The organism is Chryseobacterium sp. Marseille-Q3244, assembly GCF_940807095.1.
Lineage (GTDB): Bacteria > Bacteroidota > Bacteroidia > Flavobacteriales > Weeksellaceae > Chryseobacterium.
Genome location: NZ_CALNWX010000008.1, coordinates 50,080 through 68,677 on the forward strand (window position 1 = coordinate 50,080; position 18,598 = coordinate 68,677).

17 protein-coding genes are annotated in these 18,598 nt (G+C 34.8%); 10 read left to right on the top strand and 7 right to left on the bottom strand.

Features of this window, described 5'->3' with window-relative positions; all coding sequences use genetic code 11:
* The first annotated feature begins 387 nt into the window (after positions 1 to 387).
* Positions 388 to 738, top strand: coding sequence for an immunity 51 family protein (locus NBX25_RS15255; RefSeq protein WP_250254259.1), 351 nt, complete (start codon positions 388 to 390; stop codon positions 736 to 738).
* Positions 739 to 872: 134 nt separating this feature from the next.
* Positions 873 to 1,367 (top strand): hypothetical protein, encoded by a 495-nt coding sequence (locus tag NBX25_RS15260; RefSeq protein ID WP_250254260.1) that lies wholly within the window; start codon positions 873 to 875, stop codon positions 1,365 to 1,367.
* A 78-nt stretch (positions 1,368 to 1,445) separates the two neighbouring features.
* Here the strand turns inward: NBX25_RS15260 and NBX25_RS15265 are convergent, their stop codons facing one another.
* Complete coding sequence (locus NBX25_RS15265) at positions 1,446 to 1,904, bottom strand: hypothetical protein (RefSeq protein WP_250254261.1); 459 nt, start codon at positions 1,902 to 1,904, stop codon at positions 1,446 to 1,448.
* Positions 1,905 to 2,146: 242 nt separating this feature from the next.
* Here NBX25_RS15265 and NBX25_RS15270 point away from each other — a divergent pair, with 242 nt between their 5' ends.
* Both NBX25_RS15270 and NBX25_RS15275 read left to right on the top strand, forming a co-directional pair.
* Complete coding sequence (locus NBX25_RS15270; protein ID WP_250254262.1) at positions 2,147 to 2,926, top strand: hypothetical protein; 780 nt, start codon at positions 2,147 to 2,149, stop codon at positions 2,924 to 2,926.
* A 93-nt stretch (positions 2,927 to 3,019) separates the two neighbouring features.
* The gene (locus NBX25_RS15275) at positions 3,020 to 3,331 is read left to right on the top strand and encodes a hypothetical protein (protein ID WP_123908022.1); all 312 of its coding nucleotides are present in this window, start codon (positions 3,020 to 3,022) and stop codon (positions 3,329 to 3,331) included.
* 96 nt (positions 3,332 to 3,427) lie between these two features.
* On the opposite strand, the gene NBX25_RS15280 is transcribed toward NBX25_RS15275, so the two are convergent.
* Complete coding sequence (locus tag NBX25_RS15280; RefSeq protein ID WP_250254263.1) at positions 3,428 to 4,351, bottom strand: alpha/beta hydrolase family protein; 924 nt, start codon at positions 4,349 to 4,351, stop codon at positions 3,428 to 3,430.
* Positions 4,352 to 4,706: 355 nt separating this feature from the next.
* On the opposite strand from NBX25_RS15280, the gene NBX25_RS15285 reads away from it, so the two are divergent.
* The 5 genes from NBX25_RS15285 to NBX25_RS15300 all read left to right on the top strand — a co-directional run bounded on the left by NBX25_RS15285 (position 4,707) and on the right by NBX25_RS15300 (position 8,773).
* Positions 4,707 to 6,029: a hypothetical protein gene (locus NBX25_RS15285; RefSeq protein ID WP_250254264.1), complete on the top strand. Its 1,323-nt coding sequence runs from the start codon at positions 4,707 to 4,709 to the stop codon at positions 6,027 to 6,029.
* A gap of 242 nt (positions 6,030 to 6,271) precedes the next feature.
* A complete protein-coding gene (locus NBX25_RS15290; protein WP_164463846.1) occupies positions 6,272 to 6,415 on the top strand; it encodes a bacteriocin-like protein in 144 nt (47 codons plus the stop codon).
* A 33-nt stretch (positions 6,416 to 6,448) separates the two neighbouring features.
* Positions 6,449 to 6,595: a bacteriocin-like protein gene (locus NBX25_RS24915; protein ID WP_410493988.1), complete on the top strand. Its 147-nt coding sequence runs from the start codon at positions 6,449 to 6,451 to the stop codon at positions 6,593 to 6,595.
* 154 nt (positions 6,596 to 6,749) lie between these two features.
* Positions 6,750 to 7,574 carry an AraC family transcriptional regulator gene (locus tag NBX25_RS15295; RefSeq protein ID WP_250254265.1) on the top strand — a complete coding sequence of 275 codons (825 nt, stop codon included), beginning with the start codon at positions 6,750 to 6,752 and terminating at the stop codon, positions 7,572 to 7,574.
* 71 nt (positions 7,575 to 7,645) lie between these two features.
* Positions 7,646 to 8,773: an agmatine deiminase family protein gene (locus tag NBX25_RS15300; RefSeq protein ID WP_250254266.1), complete on the top strand. Its 1,128-nt coding sequence runs from the start codon at positions 7,646 to 7,648 to the stop codon at positions 8,771 to 8,773.
* 134 nt (positions 8,774 to 8,907) lie between these two features.
* Here the strand turns inward: NBX25_RS15300 and NBX25_RS15305 are convergent, their stop codons facing one another.
* Both NBX25_RS15305 and NBX25_RS15310 read right to left on the bottom strand, forming a co-directional pair.
* On the bottom strand, positions 8,908 to 9,612 hold the full coding sequence (locus tag NBX25_RS15305) for a LytR/AlgR family response regulator transcription factor (RefSeq protein WP_250254267.1): 705 nt from the start codon (positions 9,610 to 9,612) through the stop codon (positions 8,908 to 8,910).
* Between the two features lie 66 nt (positions 9,613 to 9,678).
* Positions 9,679 to 10,413, bottom strand: coding sequence for a sensor histidine kinase (locus tag NBX25_RS15310; RefSeq protein ID WP_250254268.1), 735 nt, complete (start codon positions 10,411 to 10,413; stop codon positions 9,679 to 9,681).
* Between the two features lie 591 nt (positions 10,414 to 11,004).
* On the opposite strand from NBX25_RS15310, the gene NBX25_RS15315 reads away from it, so the two are divergent.
* Positions 11,005 to 12,087: an NHL repeat-containing protein gene (locus tag NBX25_RS15315; RefSeq protein WP_123908016.1), complete on the top strand. Its 1,083-nt coding sequence runs from the start codon at positions 11,005 to 11,007 to the stop codon at positions 12,085 to 12,087.
* 231 nt (positions 12,088 to 12,318) lie between these two features.
* On the opposite strand, the gene NBX25_RS15320 is transcribed toward NBX25_RS15315, so the two are convergent.
* The 3 genes from NBX25_RS15320 to NBX25_RS15330 all read right to left on the bottom strand — a co-directional run bounded on the left by NBX25_RS15320 (position 12,319) and on the right by NBX25_RS15330 (position 18,377).
* Positions 12,319 to 13,176, bottom strand: coding sequence for a hypothetical protein (locus NBX25_RS15320; RefSeq protein WP_250254269.1), 858 nt, complete (start codon positions 13,174 to 13,176; stop codon positions 12,319 to 12,321).
* Between the two features lie 208 nt (positions 13,177 to 13,384).
* A complete protein-coding gene (locus tag NBX25_RS15325) occupies positions 13,385 to 15,871 on the bottom strand; it encodes a DUF748 domain-containing protein (protein ID WP_250254270.1) in 2,487 nt (828 codons plus the stop codon).
* Between the two features lie 52 nt (positions 15,872 to 15,923).
* Positions 15,924 to 18,377, bottom strand: coding sequence for a hypothetical protein (locus NBX25_RS15330; RefSeq protein ID WP_250254271.1), 2,454 nt, complete (start codon positions 18,375 to 18,377; stop codon positions 15,924 to 15,926).
* Between the last annotated feature and the right edge of the window lie 221 nt (positions 18,378 to 18,598).

Here is an 18,598-nt window from a genome sequence, read left to right on the forward strand (position 1 = left end):
TATTATTTTAAAACAGAGGGAGTTGTTGGTTTTAATATATCCAAAATGATGGAATTATTATCAAAAAGTCGTAGAACTACTACAATTTTTCAGATTGGTGCTTTAAAATTTTTTGAATATAAATAACCGTTTTATATTTGTTTTACCATCACACAATAACAAAGTATTAATAACGATTAAAATTTACAGACTATGACGGCAATTAAAGAGAAATCCTAACATTCAAAAATGGAAAAGAACAAAAGCTGTTAAAGTACCATCTGGTCCGCAGCAGTTCATAAAGCTTGCCATTATCCATTAGCTAATTCATTTTTAATATTTTCTGAGACTTTTGTTTCAGGGGTATTGGTTAATGCCGAAAAAGAAAACTTATAAAATACTAAGAATATGGACAGTAATCATTTTAAGGAAACCATTAAACCCTTTTTCTGGGTAGAACATGCCAACAGCTTTTCGGTATGTCTGGATGTGGGAAGTTATAAACAGGAAATCTTTGAGGTAAGAGCAGAGGAAGGTTTTGAAGGAAACGGCTATGACTGGGGCTCGTTAGCTCAGGTCTTTCTGGATGAGAAAAGACCGGATCTGAGCGAAAGTATACGATTTGACCCTGAAGCCGGAATGTTCTGTGCCTATTCCTCTGAAGAAAGCCCGCTGAAAGATTTTATTCTGGATTTTAAAAAAGTTTGTGAAGACGAAGCTGTGATAAGAGATTTGTTTTCAAGAGCAGAACTGGATTGATTTTTAACAATAATCATGGATTATTGAGCGTAAGGAGTTGATCCTTTCAGAAGATGAGGTCTGTCAGCTTTAATAGAAAAAGAAATACAGCCATTTTTGGTAAACAATATTTAAACCAATCTAATAAAAATAATATGAAGAAAATATTTTCAGAACTCAAAGGCTTTGTTATATACAGTCCTGAGCTTTTAGCGAAATATCTGCAGGATCATAATCTTCCGGGGAACAATATCCTAAAATATTTTGTGGAAAATGAGCACGGAGATGAAATAACAAGATCAGGAATTGCCATTCCCGTGATAGGTGTAGAAGAAGGTTTTTATTCATTCTGTATTTCTGCCAATGAAGATCAGGTATTAGGAAATGAAGAAGTTGCTGCACAATCTGATGGCTGGATATTTCAGACTTCTAATAATGAACTGAGAGTTGTAGGTATTGGTTATTTAAAAGATATTTCAACAATTAACGATGAGAACAGCATACAGCTGAATCTGGAAAACGGATGGTTTTCACTAAGAATACGTGCCGGCAATAAAAATGGAGAAAAACTCTTTGAGCTGAATGCAAAAAAACAGGAAAACAGACCGGATTTTAACGGCGATCTTACGACAACATATTATTTTAATTGACCATAGAAATTTTACGATTTTATTTTTAGAGCTGTTCAAAAAAATATTCATATTATAGAAAAGGATAGAACAGAGAAACTAAAATCCGAATAATCCACTGAACATTATAAAACAATATATCCCTAAGGCCAAAGCCAGATTAATAGAGGTTTGTTCATATTTTTTCTTGGTATATAGTAAGAGGGATTCAATAATACCATAGATCAGGATCGCATAGCCGAAGACCATCATTCCCAAAAAGAGTATATATGCTGTTCCCATACCAGAGTTTTGATCTTTAAGAAGCCACATAGAAATAGTGGCACTGAGCAGGAAAAGTGTCAGAATTCCCAGTCTTAAGAATAAATGTTTTTTAAGCTTGTTTTCCGGAATGATAGGACGATAAATCAGGGTATAGATTCCATAAGCATAGGCTATTAATAAAATCAGTCCAATGATGGGGCGAGTCTGATAAGTTACAGGTAGCCAGTTTTTTGTGAAAATAAACCCTGCAATCAAAAAGGTAATAAAGAAGTATTTTATTTTTTTGAAATCCATAAAATGTAAATTTATTTATGATACTGATAAGCCGGATTTAATGTTTTTATATTGTGAAGATCATTCATCTGGTTATAGTTTAAAGTTGTTTCTCAAATTTAATTAATATTTTTTTGTATACAGCTGTTATATTTTCACTTTCAATAGGTTGGGGAATACAGGTAAAGATTATCAGGTTCTGGAGCAAATTGATACCCATATCAGCAGTATTGGTATCCTATGTATAAATCTAAATTTTAAAAATGAAAAAACTATTTCTTTTAACAGGGATCATTCTTTCCACAAGTTTATATTCTCAGCAAAATATTATTTTTGAACGGGCTACTCAGCTTTTTGACTTTATAGAGTTGAGCTTTGAAATGGATAATAAGCCCAGTGATAAGTTTCATTTAATAAAATTTGATACCCTTACAGCCACGGATAAAAAAGGAAACCTATTGATTGATACCCATGATGCAAAGAATATCTATAGAAGAGCTAACATACTGATACGTTATGAACTGCCAAAAGAACAGCTAAAAACTGTAAATGCTAAAGGAATCGTTAAATATTTTAAACCCTCAAAGGAAAATAATTCCTACTTTATCCTGGGTAACGTAAAGGATTTAAAAAAAGATGTGAACCTTATTGATAAAAGTATTCTAGCTAAAAATTCAGGACTTTATTTTGGTCTTGTGTCTATAGAAATAGCGAATAAGATATTTAAGGACTTTATTAGTTACAAGGCCAATCAAAATACAAAGATAGACTTTAATGACTACGACCTTATCATTGCAATAATAGATGATAAAGAGCATGAGATGGTACCTGTGGTGCCTATGATGAACGATGAACTGGATTTTGGCTACAACAATATGACACTGAAAGATCCTAAAACGGGGACTGTCTATAAGTTTTATAAAATTAAAAAATCAATGACCACCAAGGAAAGAGGGGATATTCCTCTTGAACTGCTCATTGAAAATGAAAAGTCTGTACAGAAAGTTCCTTTTGATTTCAAAAATTTTCAGGTGAAGCAGTAAGGCAATATTTTAATATATTTTTACCTTCTTTTACATGCTGCTATTTATCATAAAATTTTCTATTTTAGAGGAATAACCATGACTATCTTTTTTATGAGCAGACTATCTTTCATTTTTGTTCTGATTCTAACGTTTACATTCCAACTTGTTAACGGGCAGGGGAGATCCCTTGAGAGTGTAATTGATATAGCTGAAGAGAGCAGTCATGTAAATAGAAGCTGCATTGAAATTAAGAACTATTGTTGTCATTATGCTGCTATGAAAACGAATAGCCATCCAGAAGAACATTATGAAGAGTTTGTTAGTAATTCAAGATCATCAGCCGGGAATATCTTCTTTGGACCTATATTAATTATTATAAGCCTGTTGGTTTTGAGGGCTTTTTCCAAAAGAGTAGAAGAATAGCCGTTGTTTATTTCTATTAACTTTTTGTAGAGTAGTAAAGCAGAAATTCACTTTTAAATACTAATGCATTATCTGAGTATTTTATTTTAGATTTTTCTATTTCGATAATTTCCTATTTGCTATCCACTTAATAGCGTAATCAATAGGTTCACTAGAGTTTGAAAATGCCGTATTATGACCTAAGGCTGGATATAGCTTATATTCATATTGTTTATTACCGGATTTTAATGTATTCAGATGCTCTATGGATAGGTTAACAGGAACTTGTATGTCCTTACTGCCAAAAATCCATAATCCTGGAATTGATATTTCCGCAAGGGTAGTGCAGGGATCAGTGTCTGTAAACTCATATCTATCCGGATCAGTCATGGTATGCTTTCGTGCATCATCTTCCGTATGTGTAGCCCAAAAATTTGAATTTCCATTGGTGTAAAATTGAAAGCGAAGTTGCTGTTTCGCCGTAATAAGGGCACCGCTGAATATCGTCATAAATTTAACTTTCTTATTTTTTTTTGCGGCCAAAGGAATTATCCATCCGGCTTGGCTGGCACCAATCAGACCGATCTGTATCTTATTATTATGTAAGTCCTTAGATAATGTATTTACAGCGGCACTTGCATCTAAAGACAATAGATTAAGATTTGAAGCATCTACATTATTGGTACCCACCTCAGGTCCTGCATACACCCCTTCGGATTCACCTACACCACGTTTGTCATAAGTTAAAACAGCAATACCGTTGTTTGCCAGAAGTGTTGCGAATTCTGTCATTCTTTTTTCTTGCCCCGACCCATGAACAATTACAACAGCTGCATAAGCATTTTGGGGCTTGAAAATGGTTCCTGAAAGCGATATCCCTTCACTGCTGAACGTTATATTCTTAGTCGTGAAATTTGGTAAAACTGCTGATAAAGGAGTGTTTGCAAAAAGAAATAACACAAGAAGGAAGTTCATTGAAAAAAGTCTCGTATACATGGAATTTTTGAGAAGAGTCAATGGGCTTAGAATAGCATGTTTCATTTTATTATTAGTTTATTATTTTCCAGTAGCATTTAATAAAGTTTTAAAGTTATTTGTGCTACAGGAGGGCTATGTTTTTAAGAGGCTAATGTACATAAATTTGGCAGAATTCGATACGCTAATTTTACAGGACAACATGGTTATTGGTTTTTAAGATACAAAGGAATTTCCGACCTCATACAACAGGAATCTGATGCTATGAATCGAATCAGATCAGATCTCTGGATTGGTATAATCAATTTCCACAAGATTCTATTATGATATTGTAAATAAGTGTTGAAATCATTATTTTGATGTATTATTTATCAATTTGTGTATTTTTATATTGTTGAGAATTAACAAACTAGATCTAGTGATGATGACAAATTTTAAAAATAATTGCATTTCCGTCAGATTGTGGCTTTTGTTGGTTATGTTATGCTCCTATAGCCTATATAAAGCTAGCGCCACTTTAATAGAAGATTCAACTCCAACGATAATAACCCTCAATGGTCCATGGAAATTCAAGACAGGTGACCAGATGGAATGGGTTGCCCCTGATTTTGATGATTCGGAATGGGAAACGGTTGACCTTACAGCTCCTATTGGAGCACATGATGGAGATGTAGGTCTTTCCGGTTACGTTTCGGGCTGGACTCATAGAGGTCATTCGGGATATTCAGGCTATGCATGGTATCGGATGAAAGTTTCGTTAAAACAAGTTAAGGGAAATATACTGGCCTTAGCCGGCCCGCCTGCTGTTGATGATGCGTATCAATTATTCGTTAACGGAGTCTTATTAGGCAGTGCGGGAGATTTTTCAGATCCGGTTCCCACAGCTTACAGTATACAGCCACGGATGTTTGTGCTGCCGGAAAGTGTAAAGAAAGAAGACCAGATGACGATTGTATTCAGAGTGTGGATGAGTGAAGCTACATTAAGCCAGTTACCTGATGCAGGAGGAATTCATATTGTTCCGGAGCTTGGTGATAAAAGGAGTATCGAAGCGAAATACAGACATCAATGGGGACAGACCATAAAAGGCTATATTGTAGAAGTTATTGAACCTATACTTTTCATTTTATTAGCAATCATGGTCTTTGTTCTGAAACCTGTCAAACAGTATCTATGGTTTATTATTGCTTTGATTTTGTTAGCTTTGGTACGCGCTAATCAGGCTTTTTTCTATTGGTTTCAATTCGAATCTGCCCACGGAATTGACATTGTCACAACGGTAATTCTGATGCCCTTAGTCCTTTTTTCTTGGGTAATGGCATGGAGAGATTGGTATGGATTATCCAAATTAAACTGGATTGCCAACATTGGTGTAGTGCTCACCTTGATGTATATAGGTTCGCAGCTTTTAGGTCTTCCCTGGCTGTTCAAATCTGTTCCTCATAGTTCATTTCAAAAAATCTCTCAATACATAAGGCTGTTTTTTGTATTCTTAATGATCTACACACTGTGTAAGAGTATTCAAAAGCAGGGAATAAAAGGCTGGATTTATCTGCCTGCTGCAGTACTGGTTTCTATAGGCTTATTTTCGCAGGAAGTATCAGCTCTTCATGTTCAGGGGATCTGGTTTCCGTATGGCGTAGGAGTATCTCGTACTCAGTACGTGTATGCAGCTTTTGTAGTCGTTATGTTTATAGTATTAATAGTTGAGAAGAGGTCAGAAACCAAGATTTTAAGAGTATAAATAAGGCAAGGCATTTAAGATTATCCACAAAGGAAAAGCATTAGAATAGATTTTCTAAAGCTTTTTTACGAAAATGGAAAGACCATAATTGAACACTTAATTTTTCCTCTTCACATTCTTAGAAGTTGCTATATGATTAAAAAATCACAACATAAAGTAAATTTTATAGAAATATTATCAAAATAAATTCATTTAACCTGAGGAAAATTGATTAATTTAGATTTTCATTAAATCTAAATAGTATGAAAAATTTAAAAAAAATCCACAGACAGGAAATGAAAACAATTAAAGGTGGTATCAATTGCCCTGGTGGCCAAATATGTTTGATTAACGGAAAATGGCAATGTATGCCATACGATGGATGTGGCGGCGGAAATCAGCCCTAGATTCTAAGTGTAACCTAATAATTTGACTTGACTATGAAAAATTGTAAAAAAATTTCAAGAGATCAGCTGAAGAGCATCAATGGAGGTGCATTAAGCTGCTCAGAAGCATGTTGCCCTCCTCCGGGAATAAAAAGATGTCCTTGGGTCTATTGTGTAGCACCCTGTGATATATTAAGCTGATAGCTTGTATACCATTAGTAAAAAAGCCTTAAATCAAACAATTTAAGGCTTTTTTTGTAGTAAAGGAGAAATTTTCTATACCATTATAATTGTATTTTATTTCTTTTATTTGCAATTTATTTCAGACCATTTACCTCCCAAAATACCATTGTTTATGGAAGACAACCTGAACTGTATTTATAGAGTCATCAATTTTATTGAGAAAAATTTTGATCAGCAGATTTCTGTAAAAGATTTGGAAGATGTATCAAATTATTCTTATAGAAATATTCAGCGTATCTTTAAGTATAGTTGTGGGGAAACAATAGGCGCTTTTCAACAAAGGCTGAAAGTAGAAAATGCTTATAAACGAATACTTTATACTCAAGAAAGTCTTACATCTATAGGGGTTGAAGTAGGATTTTCCACGATCGCTTCCTTTTCAAAAGCTTTTAAACAGCATTTTGGGATATCTCCTAAAGAAGCGAAACGAAGTAAGCAACAGTTACTTTGTGCACCAGATCTGATTCCGGTAACCTCTGACATTTTGCTGGAACCCGAAATTGTATACCTTAAACCAATACAGGTCTATTATCAGAGTATTCAAACCTATTATAACAATGAGGAAATTGAATTGCTCTGGGAAAGCTTTATCCGCAATGAATTTCTCAGTTCCGATGCAGAATATTTTGGAATTATAGCAGATGAGCCTTTAATCAAGACTGAAATAAACTGCCGATATGACGCCTGTTCAACCAGACAAGCTCAAAATAAAAAACTCCCTTCAAAACCCATATTGGGAGGTCAATATGCTCGTTTTATCCATTCCGGAACCTATGAAACAATAGATGAGACTTATACAAAAATTTATTCCCGATGGATTTTTAATTCCGGACTTGAGTTTTCACATACTCCTATCATAGAGAAATATGAAAGGTATGCAGATGATATGGAAGATCAGGAGAAACAATTGACTTATATTTTACTGCCTTTGAAATAGATTGTCAATTTTGGACAACTTTGACACTATTTATCGATCTAATTTTGCCCTATCAAAAAAATAGATCACCTATGCAAAAAAAGAAAATCATGTTCTTATTGTTACCTGTTATCATGTTTTCCTGTTCCCAGGAAGAGACACCAGTTCCTCCCACTTCAGGTACACCTGACCCAACTTCCATTGTTTACAAAATGCCTGAGGAATCAGCTCCACACGAAGGAACCTGGCTTCAATGGCCCCACAAGTATCAATACGGTATTACTTACCAGAACCGATTGGACCCTACCTGGGTAGCAATGACTAAGGAGCTTGTACAAAGTGAAAAAGTGCATATCATTGCTTATGACAGTACAGAAAAGGATCGCATTGTGGGACTGTTGACACATGCAGGAATATCACTCAACAATATCGACTTTAAACTGTATCCAACTGATGATTTTTGGGTGAGAGATAATGGCCCAATCTATGTAAAAGATAAAAATGGTAAGTTATTTATTCAGGACTGGGGATTTAACGGTTGGGGGAATAAAGCTCAATATAGCAACTGTAATACAATTCCTGCTAAAATTGCTGCCGATAATGGAATTCCAAAAGTAGATCTTAATTCAGTAATGATTAATGAAGGAGGAAGTGTTGAAATTGATGGGAATGGAGTGCTAATGGCTTGCAAAAGTTCTATTCTTAACGAGAACAGAAACCCTGGAATGACCCAGCAGCAGGCCGAAGCTATTTTCACTAAGAATTTAGGAATTACAAAATTTATCTGGTTGGATGGAAAAGCCAACCTTGATATCACGGATATGCATATTGATGGGTTTGCCAGATTTGCGAATTCTACTACTATTATCACCATGAATACTGATGACCTGGCTTACTGGCAAGTTCCAACCAGTGATATGAGTAAACTTTACAATGCGACACAAAAAAATGGGGCTGCCTATACGTTTGTGAAAGTTCCTTTAACGAAATATGACGTGACAACCACCTATGGGAAAAATGTAGGAAAGGCATCTTATATTAATTATTATATTGCTAATAACCGTGTATTGGTTCCTAATTATAATGATCCTAATGATATCGTTGCTAACCAGATTATACAACAATTATATCCTGATAAACAAGTGATTGGAATTGACTGTCGTAACCTTTTTGCTAATGGCGGAATGGTACATTGCGTAACCCAACAGCAACCAAAATAGATCATCTTACAAGAAAAACAAAACCTATTGATACTCAGTAGGTTTTTGCTCGTTTCTGTAGGCTGGGAGGGACCTGAGGCGAATACTTAATCACAAAAAACCGGGTTTTAAATAATAATAAGATTCGGATTTTACTATTTTAGAAGAAATGTTTCCAAATAATTCAGCCAGTTTTCCTTGTAGCTAATTCCAATGGGAATTTCGACGGAGTTTATTTCAATTTCGTTTTTAGTATAAGCGGTTATTTTTTTTGTCTGAATAATAAAAGAACGATGAACTCGAATAAATTCAGAGTTCAGTAATTTTTCAAACACCGAAATATTCTGTTTTACATGATGTGATTTTCCATTTTCCAAATGAATAGTGATGTAATCTTTCAGGCTTTCGATATACAAAATTTCATCAAAGATAATTTTAATATTTTTGCTGCCACTTGTTATGAAAATATGATTTTCAGATACGGGAAAACTTTCTTTCCTGGGAGTTTGAAACTGCTTAAATTTTTCTATTGAAACAAAAAAACGGTCAAAAGTAATGGGCTTCAAAAGATAATCGATCACATTAAGTTCATAGCCTTCAACCGCATATTCTCTGTAAGCAGTTGTAAGAATTACTTTAGGTGGATTTTTTAGTTTTTTCAAAAAATCATTTCCTTTCATTAGAGGCATTTCAATATCCAAAAAGATGAGGTCAACGGAATGATGCTCTAAAAAAGAATAGGCTTTTAATGCATTTTCAAAAGAATCTATTACCTCAAAATTTTCGAAGTTGGCCAAATGAGAAGCAATTAATTCTCTTGCAAAAGGTTCGTCGTCAACAATAATACACCTGTGTTTCATTTGAGATAAATATTTTGGAATTTAAAAGCTAATTTAATGGTTTTGAACGGTCTGTTGGCTGCCTTGTCAAAGTTCTTTCCTGTTTTGATTTTTCAAACAAAGGTTGACTTTATAAAATAGCTGGGTTTCTTCAATTTCTAGCTGATGTCTTTTGGGATATAATAAATCCAATTGTTTCTGGACGTTTTCTAAGCCTATTTTAGATTTGTTTGTCATTTGAGCCAATTCATTTTGAGGCTTTGTGTTCTCAATACTAAAAATAATGTGTTCTTTTTTGCTTTCTAAATTCAATCTGATGGTTGCTTTTTCAGTTTCATTAATGACGCCATGTTTAAAAGCATTTTCGATAAATGTCAATAGAATCAAAGGTGAAATTGTATTGCTTTCCTGGATATCTTTTGTAAATAAAATATCCAATCTGTTTTCACTATACCGTAGTTTTTCTAAAGCAATATAATTTTCAATCAATGCTATTTCTTTTTCAATAGAAACATAATCTTCATTGCAGCGGTATAAAACAAAGTCTAGGATCTCAGATAGCTTAGCGATTATTTCAGGCGCTCTATCATCTTTTTTTAGGGTTAAAGCATATAGATTATTTAAAGTATTGAACAGGAAATGAGGATTCAGCTGATTTTTCAACACCTTTAATTCGATTGATTTTTTTTCTTCTTCCAATTTTAAAAGCCTCTGTTGTTTGCGATTAAAGCTAATAAACCCCAAAATAATAACAGGATAGGTGATAAAAGAAACCTCCCTTATCATCAGACTGCCTGAGGTAAGACGTTCAATAACCGTCATTGTATGTCCGGGCCAATCATGGAAGAAAGTTGGAAATTGGGGTTCGAGATAATAAAACTTTAAAATCATTAAAAAAGCAAATACAATATAAATCCAGCCTAAGGCAAAAATTATAAAAAGTAAATATTTTTTTTTGTTTAATGTTTCCGGGATAATCCAATAGATTAAGCCATAAGCGGCGGCGGCTTGTGCTAAAATTTTACAGGAATAAATAAAAATGAATTCATAAGAATCTTCATGGTCAGATTTGTTTGAAAAGAAAAACAGCAAAAATAAAATCCAGTATAGACAATGGAGGGCTATTCTTTTTAAGCCAATTCTGTTGATAAAGCTCATATTCTATTTTAATTGGCAACAAAGTAACAAAATATAGGAATAAAGTTCATTAATTAATATGAATAGTACATTTTAGCTTCTAAAAACTGTATTTCAGCATATGAATTCGGTAAAATGTAAAGATCTCTTATTTGAATGCGTAAACGGGTTCTTCATCTGCGCATAAAATGGGACCATAATGACGCTGCTATATTTGCTTAAAGTAACGATATAATCAACCTAATATCCGTAAATGAAAACCCAATTTAAAAAGAAATGAAAAAAGTACTTAGTATTCTGATTCTAATTCTAATGAATAGTTTAAACTTGTTTTCACAAGTGAGCAAACAAGAAATAATATACAGCGAAACTTCTAAACTCATACAGCCAACTCTGTTTGCTGATCTGGGAGAAACCTGCCAAACGCCCGACGGAATGGCTTTAGATAAAAAAGGAAATTTATTTTTATCGATCACAAACCCCATTTCATTTGATAAATATGGCAGCAAGATTCTAACTTTTGATGAAAATGATAAACCCGTAACTTGGTTTGACCGGCTCCCATTGCATCCTATTACTAAAAAAGTACATCCAATGGGAATGGAATTTGGTCCCGATGGAAATTTATATCTAATGGATAATCAGTTTTTTACTGGAAAAGAAAATTTTTCAAGATTGATTAGAGTTATTGTAAAAGACGGAAAACCTTTAAAGGCTGAAGTTTTGGTTGAAGGATTTAATTTTGGAGAAGCCGTAAGGTGGTATAAGGACAGGGTCTATATTACAGATGCTTTATTTGAAAACAGAAGAGAAAGCGGAATTTACAGTTTCTCATTGAAGCAATTAAATGCTAAAAATATCATTTTAGATTCAGCTAACAAGAAAAATTACATTATTGCAACTTTTACTTTAAAACCAGAAGTTACTAAAAAAACGATAGGAATTGACGGGATTGCTTTTGATAAAAAAGGAAATCTGTACGCAGGAAATTTTGGAGATGGGGTTATTAATAAACTGGAATTTGACAAGAACGGAAAAGTAGTATCGAATAAAATAGTTTTTGACTCAGATCAGTTAAGATGCTGTGATGGATTTTTTTATGATGAAAAAAGGAATTCAATTTTTATTGCCAATTATGATGATAACAGCGTATATCAACTGAACTTAGATACCAATACTATTTCTTTGCTTTGGAAAAACGACAATGCTGACGGTTCTGATGGAAAACTGGATAATCCTTGTGAAACTATTATCTATAAAGGAAAATTATTAGTCGTTAATTATGATACTTTTCAAGGTGAAAAAAATACAGAAATAGATGCCTTTCATACTATATCAAGCTTTGATCTTGGAAATTAAATAATAATAAAAAAACAAATAAAGCCGCTGGGATACAGTGGCTTTATTTATTTCTGCGGAGAATGAGGGATTCGAACCTTTTAATATAAGCATCCGAAAGAAAACCTGCTTATTAAGCTTAATTTCAAAATAGTCACGAATCAGCCACAAATCCATTGATATTTATTCTTAAAAATCGTAATCAAAGATTCAAAGAATGTTTTAGCTTTTAAGGAAAAGCCGGAATGTTCATTAATGGGTGATCGTCATAGTGTATTGACGGGATGCTTCTTTAGGTGGACTGATCCAATCTACTAATGATGATGCACCAGCACTTGCTCCAACTGCACCGGCTATTGCACCTCCTATAAGAACTACACCGCCCGATACAGCTCCTGCTGCTGCACCGCCTGATATTCCACCTGCAACATCAGCCAAACCTACTGCTACCCATTTCCACCAAGGTTTTTTTGCGATGATACTTGATGGTGAATAGCCATTAGCTAAAGCATCCAAATAGATAGTATTCCAAAAATAGGCAGAGTGTCTGCCAATAGAAGTTACAGATAAAATACTTGCTTTATCTTTATCATTAATCGCACTGTTATTGATAATTGAGGTTTCAAAAGAGATTATTGTTTCTTTTAAAGCGGCATAATCATTATTGTTGGTTGCTTCAAAATCTATTAGTAATTTTATAAAACTGGACATATGATTTCTTACCACTGGGCTAAGGTTTGGATTATTAAGAACAGTAGCATAATTATTGTCCGAATCCTCCAAAATGCTTTTAATTTTTATGTTGGGGAAGAATATTTCTGGATTCTCCCCAGGATACAACTTGAAAAATTCCTCTCTGGAAATGTTAATATAATCATCCGTTGTCAAATTTTCATCCCATTTTTCTACTACTTTTTGAAGGATCTCATTATGAACTTTACCTGCATTATCATAAGGGTTTAGCGCAAAATCAGCAGAAACACCAAATTTATTGGTTACTGCAACGGCTGGGATTTCGTTTTTAGAAATCTTTGACTCCTGATCCTCTTGACAGGCATTAATAGAAAAAAATAAGGTTAGGGCTACCGAAAGTTTTAAAAGTTTTCTCATGGTTTTTAGAATTTAGGTGTTATTAAGTTTTTTGTTATTTGATCTTTATTAAAATCAATAATCTAATATATTGATTTTATTTTTAATAAACACATTTTTAATTGTTTATGAAATTATCAATATTGTATTGTTGAGTGAAATAAGAATGAACAATTCTGATGTGATAAATTAGGAAATGATATACTTCTAAAATAAACTCCTAATTACATTAAATCAGATATTTCTTAAGCCCTTCCATAATACCCTGCCATAAGGTGTTGAAAAAACTTCTGTTCGGGTCACGCTCTTTTTCTACTTCCACATGATCCGGCTCCCCTTTGGAATCGTTTTTCACAAAGATATTGGCGATGGCGGTCAGCAGCTTTCTCTCTTTTCCTGTATTCTTATTCATGAAGTTAACATGCATATCAGTATATTTAAAATAAAAATTTCCTCCTATTTTATTGCTGTTTCCTTTATAATCAAATTTCAGGTAATGAATTTTACCGTCAAGTGTTACATTCAGATAAGGCCTTACAAAGAGATTGGCGTTATCTACCGAAAGATCTTTGATGGTTCCGTTGATGGCATAATCATCATTTCTATTGGCCACATCAAACTGCCAGTGGACGTCTGTAGGAGCATCTCCAAAGAATTTAAAGTCAGTGTCTACTTTCACCACGGTAGGCTTTCCTTTCATTTTGGCGCTGTTTACGTTGGAGATTTTTGCGTTAAATTGCTCAAACGTGATTTTCCCGGGAATCTGTGCCTTCTCCGCAATTTCTTCATAGGCCAGCTTTGAATTTTTAATATCTACCTGTCTTATATACAGCGGGAATTTGACGTCACGGAGTTTTTTGCTGAACATATAACGGGCACTGTTATCATCGGGTGGCGCAAGATCGTGATAAATATTACAGTCTATCCCGTCCAGAACAATATGATCCAGGTCTATACTTGTTTTTCCGCCTATTACCGAGTTTTTATCCGTTATGCTGATTGACTTCGCTTTGATTGTATAAAGATCTTCCTCTACAGCAATCATCCTGTTGAACTGCTTTCTTGAGTATTTGGGAAGAAAAGCAAAATTACCGATATTGGTTTTCTTGCCTGAGTTTTTTATATGATCTGCTTTCAGCCGGTAATATTTTCCGGCATCCATATCAATGGCTTTGGCAGTGATCAGGTGATTTTCACTATGAAAAGGAATCGTCTCTTTCAGGATGTTTTTGTTCGTGGTAATAGTATTCAGGTTGATATTAAAATTTCCAACCTTCATTTTCTGAATGCCCTGCTGTTTTTGACTGAACGTTCCGTTAATTACATTCAGTGCTCCGAGATGTAAGGTCAGGTTAGGGGTAGGACCTTGTTTTTTAAAAGCTGTTTTCTTCTTTTGAACGGCGGCAATGATCTGGATATCGGGAGCATATACATTGATTGCATCCAGCTTAAGCTGCAGTTGCTGCCCTGCAAATTTTGAAGTATTGTTAAGGATCTCAATTTTCTCTGTTTTAATGTTGAAAACATCTTTTGTACTGCTGATTCCAATTGCCTGGAACTGTGCATTATTAATGAAAATATCAGCATTGTCAGAACGGATGCTTTTAACGCTTACCGCCTGTAAAGGGTCTACCTTGAAATAAATATCCTCAAGCTCAACATTGTGGGTAGAAAATGCAAAAGGTATTTTCTCTTTCACCGTATTTTTGTCAAAGACAATATCTTTGAGGTTCACGTGGAAGTTCTCTATGGAAGCTGTTTTTGTTTTATCCTGCTGCTGTATCAGCACAGAACCCTTCTGTAGATCCAGGTCTTTGATTCCGATTTTCAGATTGACTTCTTTCGGGTTTTCTTTTACTGTCTTTTTATCGGTAGAGGTGACGGTCAGCTGAGGTTGGACAAACCTGGTTTTATCAATGATGAGGGAGTCCTGGTCAATAATGAAGTTCTCAGCGGAAAGCTGGCTTACTTTCAGATCGAATACATTTTTAGCATTATACAAGGCAGGACTTTCCACAGGCTTCAGGTGAAACGCCGAAATATTCAGCTGCTTGTTTTTCGCATCGATTTTACCTGCAGAAATGGTATAAAAATCATTGACAGTGATTAGCACATCATGGGCATCGATCTTAAAATCTTTAAAGACTACAGGTATTTTGGAAACATCCTGGCTCTGGCGGATATCCGTAAGCTTGATATTGATGTTTTTACCGGTAAAAAGATCTTTCTTATCACTTTGTTTTACGGAAATATTACCATTGTTTATGAGGATATTTTCAATACCGAAGTCTACCTTCTTCTGTGCTGAATCTTTTTTATTTTTAGACTTGCCGAGAACCATCTGAATGTTCGGGTCAATAAGTTTAACGGTATTTACTTTGTAGGATTTATTGAAAATAGCTTTCCATATCCCGAAGTTTTCAACCTGAAGACTTTTAATATTTCCAGATATCCTGGCCACGGTAGAATCATGGGTCGGTTTGGTTTTTATAGTTATGGTATGGGCCGAAATATCGCCCTTGAAGAGATTCATATCAAAGTCCTTAAGGGTTATCTGATATGGGGTTTTCTCATTGATGAGGTCAGGTAATTTGTGTTTAAGATAAAGGTTCAGCAAAAATGGGAAAATAAGGGCTATAACGACCACTATTCCCAGTACAATCAGTGCGGTTTTTTTTCTTTTCTGAAATGTTGACTGGCCTGAGTTTTTTTTCATGTTTGTTTTTTTGATAAAGATGAATAGAAAAATAAGGTTGTCAGTCCTGTGTTTAGAATCCTAACAATTTAAACTTAAACTGGATTGCAAAATTATCTTTGAACTTTGGAGTATTGTAATAGCCTACCCGGTAGAAAAATCCTAAATTAAATTGGGATGATAAGAAGTTATTCCATTCAAGACCCACTTCATTATACAAATGGTCCAGCTTCTTGAAATCGAACTGGTGAAATTCCGGATTTTTCATATCACCAATGGTTCCTCTGTAGATAAGGTCGAAGCTTGAAGTATTTTTTCCAAAGCTTTTAAAATACCATGGCAGTCTATGGGTAAGGTAAGCTCCCACAAATTTATCATTATAGTACCTTCCGCCTTCCATGGTGGCAAAACCAAGATAGGAGGTAAGGTTGAAATTCAGTCCTTCTCTTCCGTTACCCAATCCATTTAGGGTAAAGTTTTTCCATACAGGAGCATCACCGGTAATCAGACCTCCGTAAAGCCTCACACCTGTTACCCCAAGCTTTGTTTTGAAGTTGTGAACAAACAGGGCATCAAATCTACTGAAGTTAAAATCGCCGCCCAGGGCTTTATATCCCTGCTCATAGTTCAGATAAAGTTCCGGAAGATTCTGCTCATACGTATATTTACCGGTAGGGGTCATGATATTCTTTGAATTCGGAGAATATTTTATGGTGATGGTAGACGATGCAATATCAAACCGACTTCCAAGGCCTTTAAAATTGTAATCAAATTTTGATTCTTCCTGAGTTTTTTTTGCCGAAACATTAATGGTCAGTGCATTGGTGATATCATTTTCATAGCTCACTCTAAAACCTTCGTAACCATAGAAAACGCCATTATTCAAAGCCACCCCGGAATTCATTATTTTCATCCTGAAGTTCCATAAGTTTTCAGAGAAACGACCTGCTGCCATGACATCATTGAAATACTCCACCCTGAAAAACGAATTTTTTTCCAGAGTGGTACTGATATCCACTCCGGCTCCGAACTTCCAGTCTTTATCATAGATACCATAGGCAAAATAGGCATCCGGGGAAATATACCTGCTGAACTTTTCATTCAACTTGGCTCCGGCTCCAAGCCGGAAATGCTCGTATTTGTTGTAGGCGACTACTTTAGAAAGGTCAAAATCTACCATTCCCAGCTTTATTTTACCTTTCAGCAAACCGGTTAATGCTTTCGCTTTTTGGTTCAGCTTATACTTGCTGCTTAAGCTGTCAATTGTTGTATAGGTGGCTGCTTCTCGGGCGGTAAGTTTCTCTGTACGGTACTGATCTATGCTGGTTCCGTCAGAGTTTTTTACGCCGATAGTGTAGCCCCTGAAATCTTCCGACTTTTCTTCGATCGGGGTTTTGAAATCAAAATAATCAGCAGTTACAAAAGCATAACTTCCAAACCTTGTGGTATTCTTTTTATCCGCCTCTTTCTCTTCTTTGCTTTTATTTTTTTCTTCTTTATCATCATTATCAAAGATGGTGGATGTCATTTTCAGCTTATAGTTTTCCTTTACAAGAAACCATTTGTTATCCATGGGCTTCCAGATGCTGGTAATACTACCTTCACTTTTGACTTTACTGTTGCTTTCAATCTTTTTCAGGGCATAGGTTTCTTTGTCTACATACAGATATCCGTTGAACTTCCTCTGCTTTATAGTTTGTTTGTAATCTACCTGACGGAAACGGATGACGTAATTCTGCCTTCCCTCAATTTCTATAGAATCTGTTAAAAAGAAACGGTAAAGGTTCCTGTTTTCTTCACGAATCTCTTTGGGGATCTGGTTTCTGTTGGACCGGAAAGTCATCAGCTCATAGATAGGATCTTTGATACCCGCCATCTTATTGTCCAGGATATTGATTTTTTCGCCGTATTTTTTTGAGTACAGGGTCTGGGAAGCTCTTTCCCACAGAAAAATTTTACTCTCTCCCAAAAGCTTCATCAGATTCACAGATTGTAGGGAATCTTTTTTCTCTGCAGCTTTCATAGGGCGTTGTGGAAGTTTTTTTAGCGAATCGATACGGTTGGCAATATAGGCATTATACGCATTGATGCTGTCTTCATCCAGATCCAGGGAAATTTTTTCATAAGATTTATATGAATAGGAATCCAAGCTCTGAGGAGAATTCTGCTTGTAGTTTTCGTTGACTTTCCTGAGAATTTCCAATGCTCTGGGATCACTTTTGTCTTCCAGAACGATGGCCTGAATATTTTTGACATTGGGATCAGCCTTGGAAAGAAAAACTTCCATCACTTTGTCTACCACTGCATCCTCCTCCTGAAAGCCGTTGGCTGAAATTTCTACTTTTTTACATTTTGTTTTGAAGTTTAAGGTCCCTGTTGCATCTGTTTTGCCCAGCAGCTTATTGTTGCAGGAAACAGTTGCATCAGAAACAGGGGAATGATCTCCTGAACTTCTGACGATAATCTTTGATTGCGAAAACACGCTGAAATATCCAAATGATAATAGCAGGACGAAAAGTTTTTTCATACAAAGTTTTTTGATAAGTGTGGTTTGGGTTTATAATTACATCACCATCTCCCATTTGCAGATATAAACTATACAGATTGTGGCAAAAAAGGTGCCGTCAATGTATTTTTTTATTGAAGTTCATAAATAATTCCTTTTATGATAGTTGATATATTATTATACATGAGAAGATTTTAGCATCTCATAAAATGACAAATAATGGGAGACTCATGATCATTTTA

Bases quoted from the DNA above. Each gene is read 5' to 3' on its own strand.
- NBX25_RS15255 (WP_250254259.1), top strand. From the start codon at position 388: ATGGACAGTAATCATTTTAAGGAAACCATTAAACCCTTTTTCTGGGTA.
- NBX25_RS15260 (WP_250254260.1), top strand. From the start codon at position 873: ATGAAGAAAATATTTTCAGAACTCAAAGGCTTTGTTATATACAGTCCT.
- NBX25_RS15265 (WP_250254261.1), bottom strand. From the start codon at position 1,904: ATGGATTTCAAAAAAATAAAATACTTCTTTATTACCTTTTTGATTGCA.
- NBX25_RS15270 (WP_250254262.1), top strand. From the start codon at position 2,147: ATGAAAAAACTATTTCTTTTAACAGGGATCATTCTTTCCACAAGTTTA.
- NBX25_RS15275 (WP_123908022.1), top strand. From the start codon at position 3,020: ATGAGCAGACTATCTTTCATTTTTGTTCTGATTCTAACGTTTACATTC.
- NBX25_RS15280 (WP_250254263.1), bottom strand. From the start codon at position 4,351: ATGAAACATGCTATTCTAAGCCCATTGACTCTTCTCAAAAATTCCATG.
- NBX25_RS15285 (WP_250254264.1), top strand. From the start codon at position 4,707: ATGATGACAAATTTTAAAAATAATTGCATTTCCGTCAGATTGTGGCTT.
- NBX25_RS15290 (WP_164463846.1), top strand. From the start codon at position 6,272: ATGAAAAATTTAAAAAAAATCCACAGACAGGAAATGAAAACAATTAAA.
- NBX25_RS24915 (WP_410493988.1), top strand. From the start codon at position 6,449: ATGAAAAATTGTAAAAAAATTTCAAGAGATCAGCTGAAGAGCATCAAT.
- NBX25_RS15295 (WP_250254265.1), top strand. From the start codon at position 6,750: ATGGAAGACAACCTGAACTGTATTTATAGAGTCATCAATTTTATTGAG.
- NBX25_RS15300 (WP_250254266.1), top strand. From the start codon at position 7,646: ATGCAAAAAAAGAAAATCATGTTCTTATTGTTACCTGTTATCATGTTT.
- NBX25_RS15305 (WP_250254267.1), bottom strand. From the start codon at position 9,612: ATGAAACACAGGTGTATTATTGTTGACGACGAACCTTTTGCAAGAGAA.
- NBX25_RS15310 (WP_250254268.1), bottom strand. From the start codon at position 10,413: ATGACGGTTATTGAACGTCTTACCTCAGGCAGTCTGATGATAAGGGAG.
- NBX25_RS15315 (WP_123908016.1), top strand. From the start codon at position 11,005: ATGAAAAAAGTACTTAGTATTCTGATTCTAATTCTAATGAATAGTTTA.
- NBX25_RS15320 (WP_250254269.1), bottom strand. From the start codon at position 13,176: ATGAGAAAACTTTTAAAACTTTCGGTAGCCCTAACCTTATTTTTTTCT.
- NBX25_RS15325 (WP_250254270.1), bottom strand. From the start codon at position 15,871: ATGAAAAAAAACTCAGGCCAGTCAACATTTCAGAAAAGAAAAAAAACC.
- NBX25_RS15330 (WP_250254271.1), bottom strand. From the start codon at position 18,377: ATGAAAAAACTTTTCGTCCTGCTATTATCATTTGGATATTTCAGCGTG.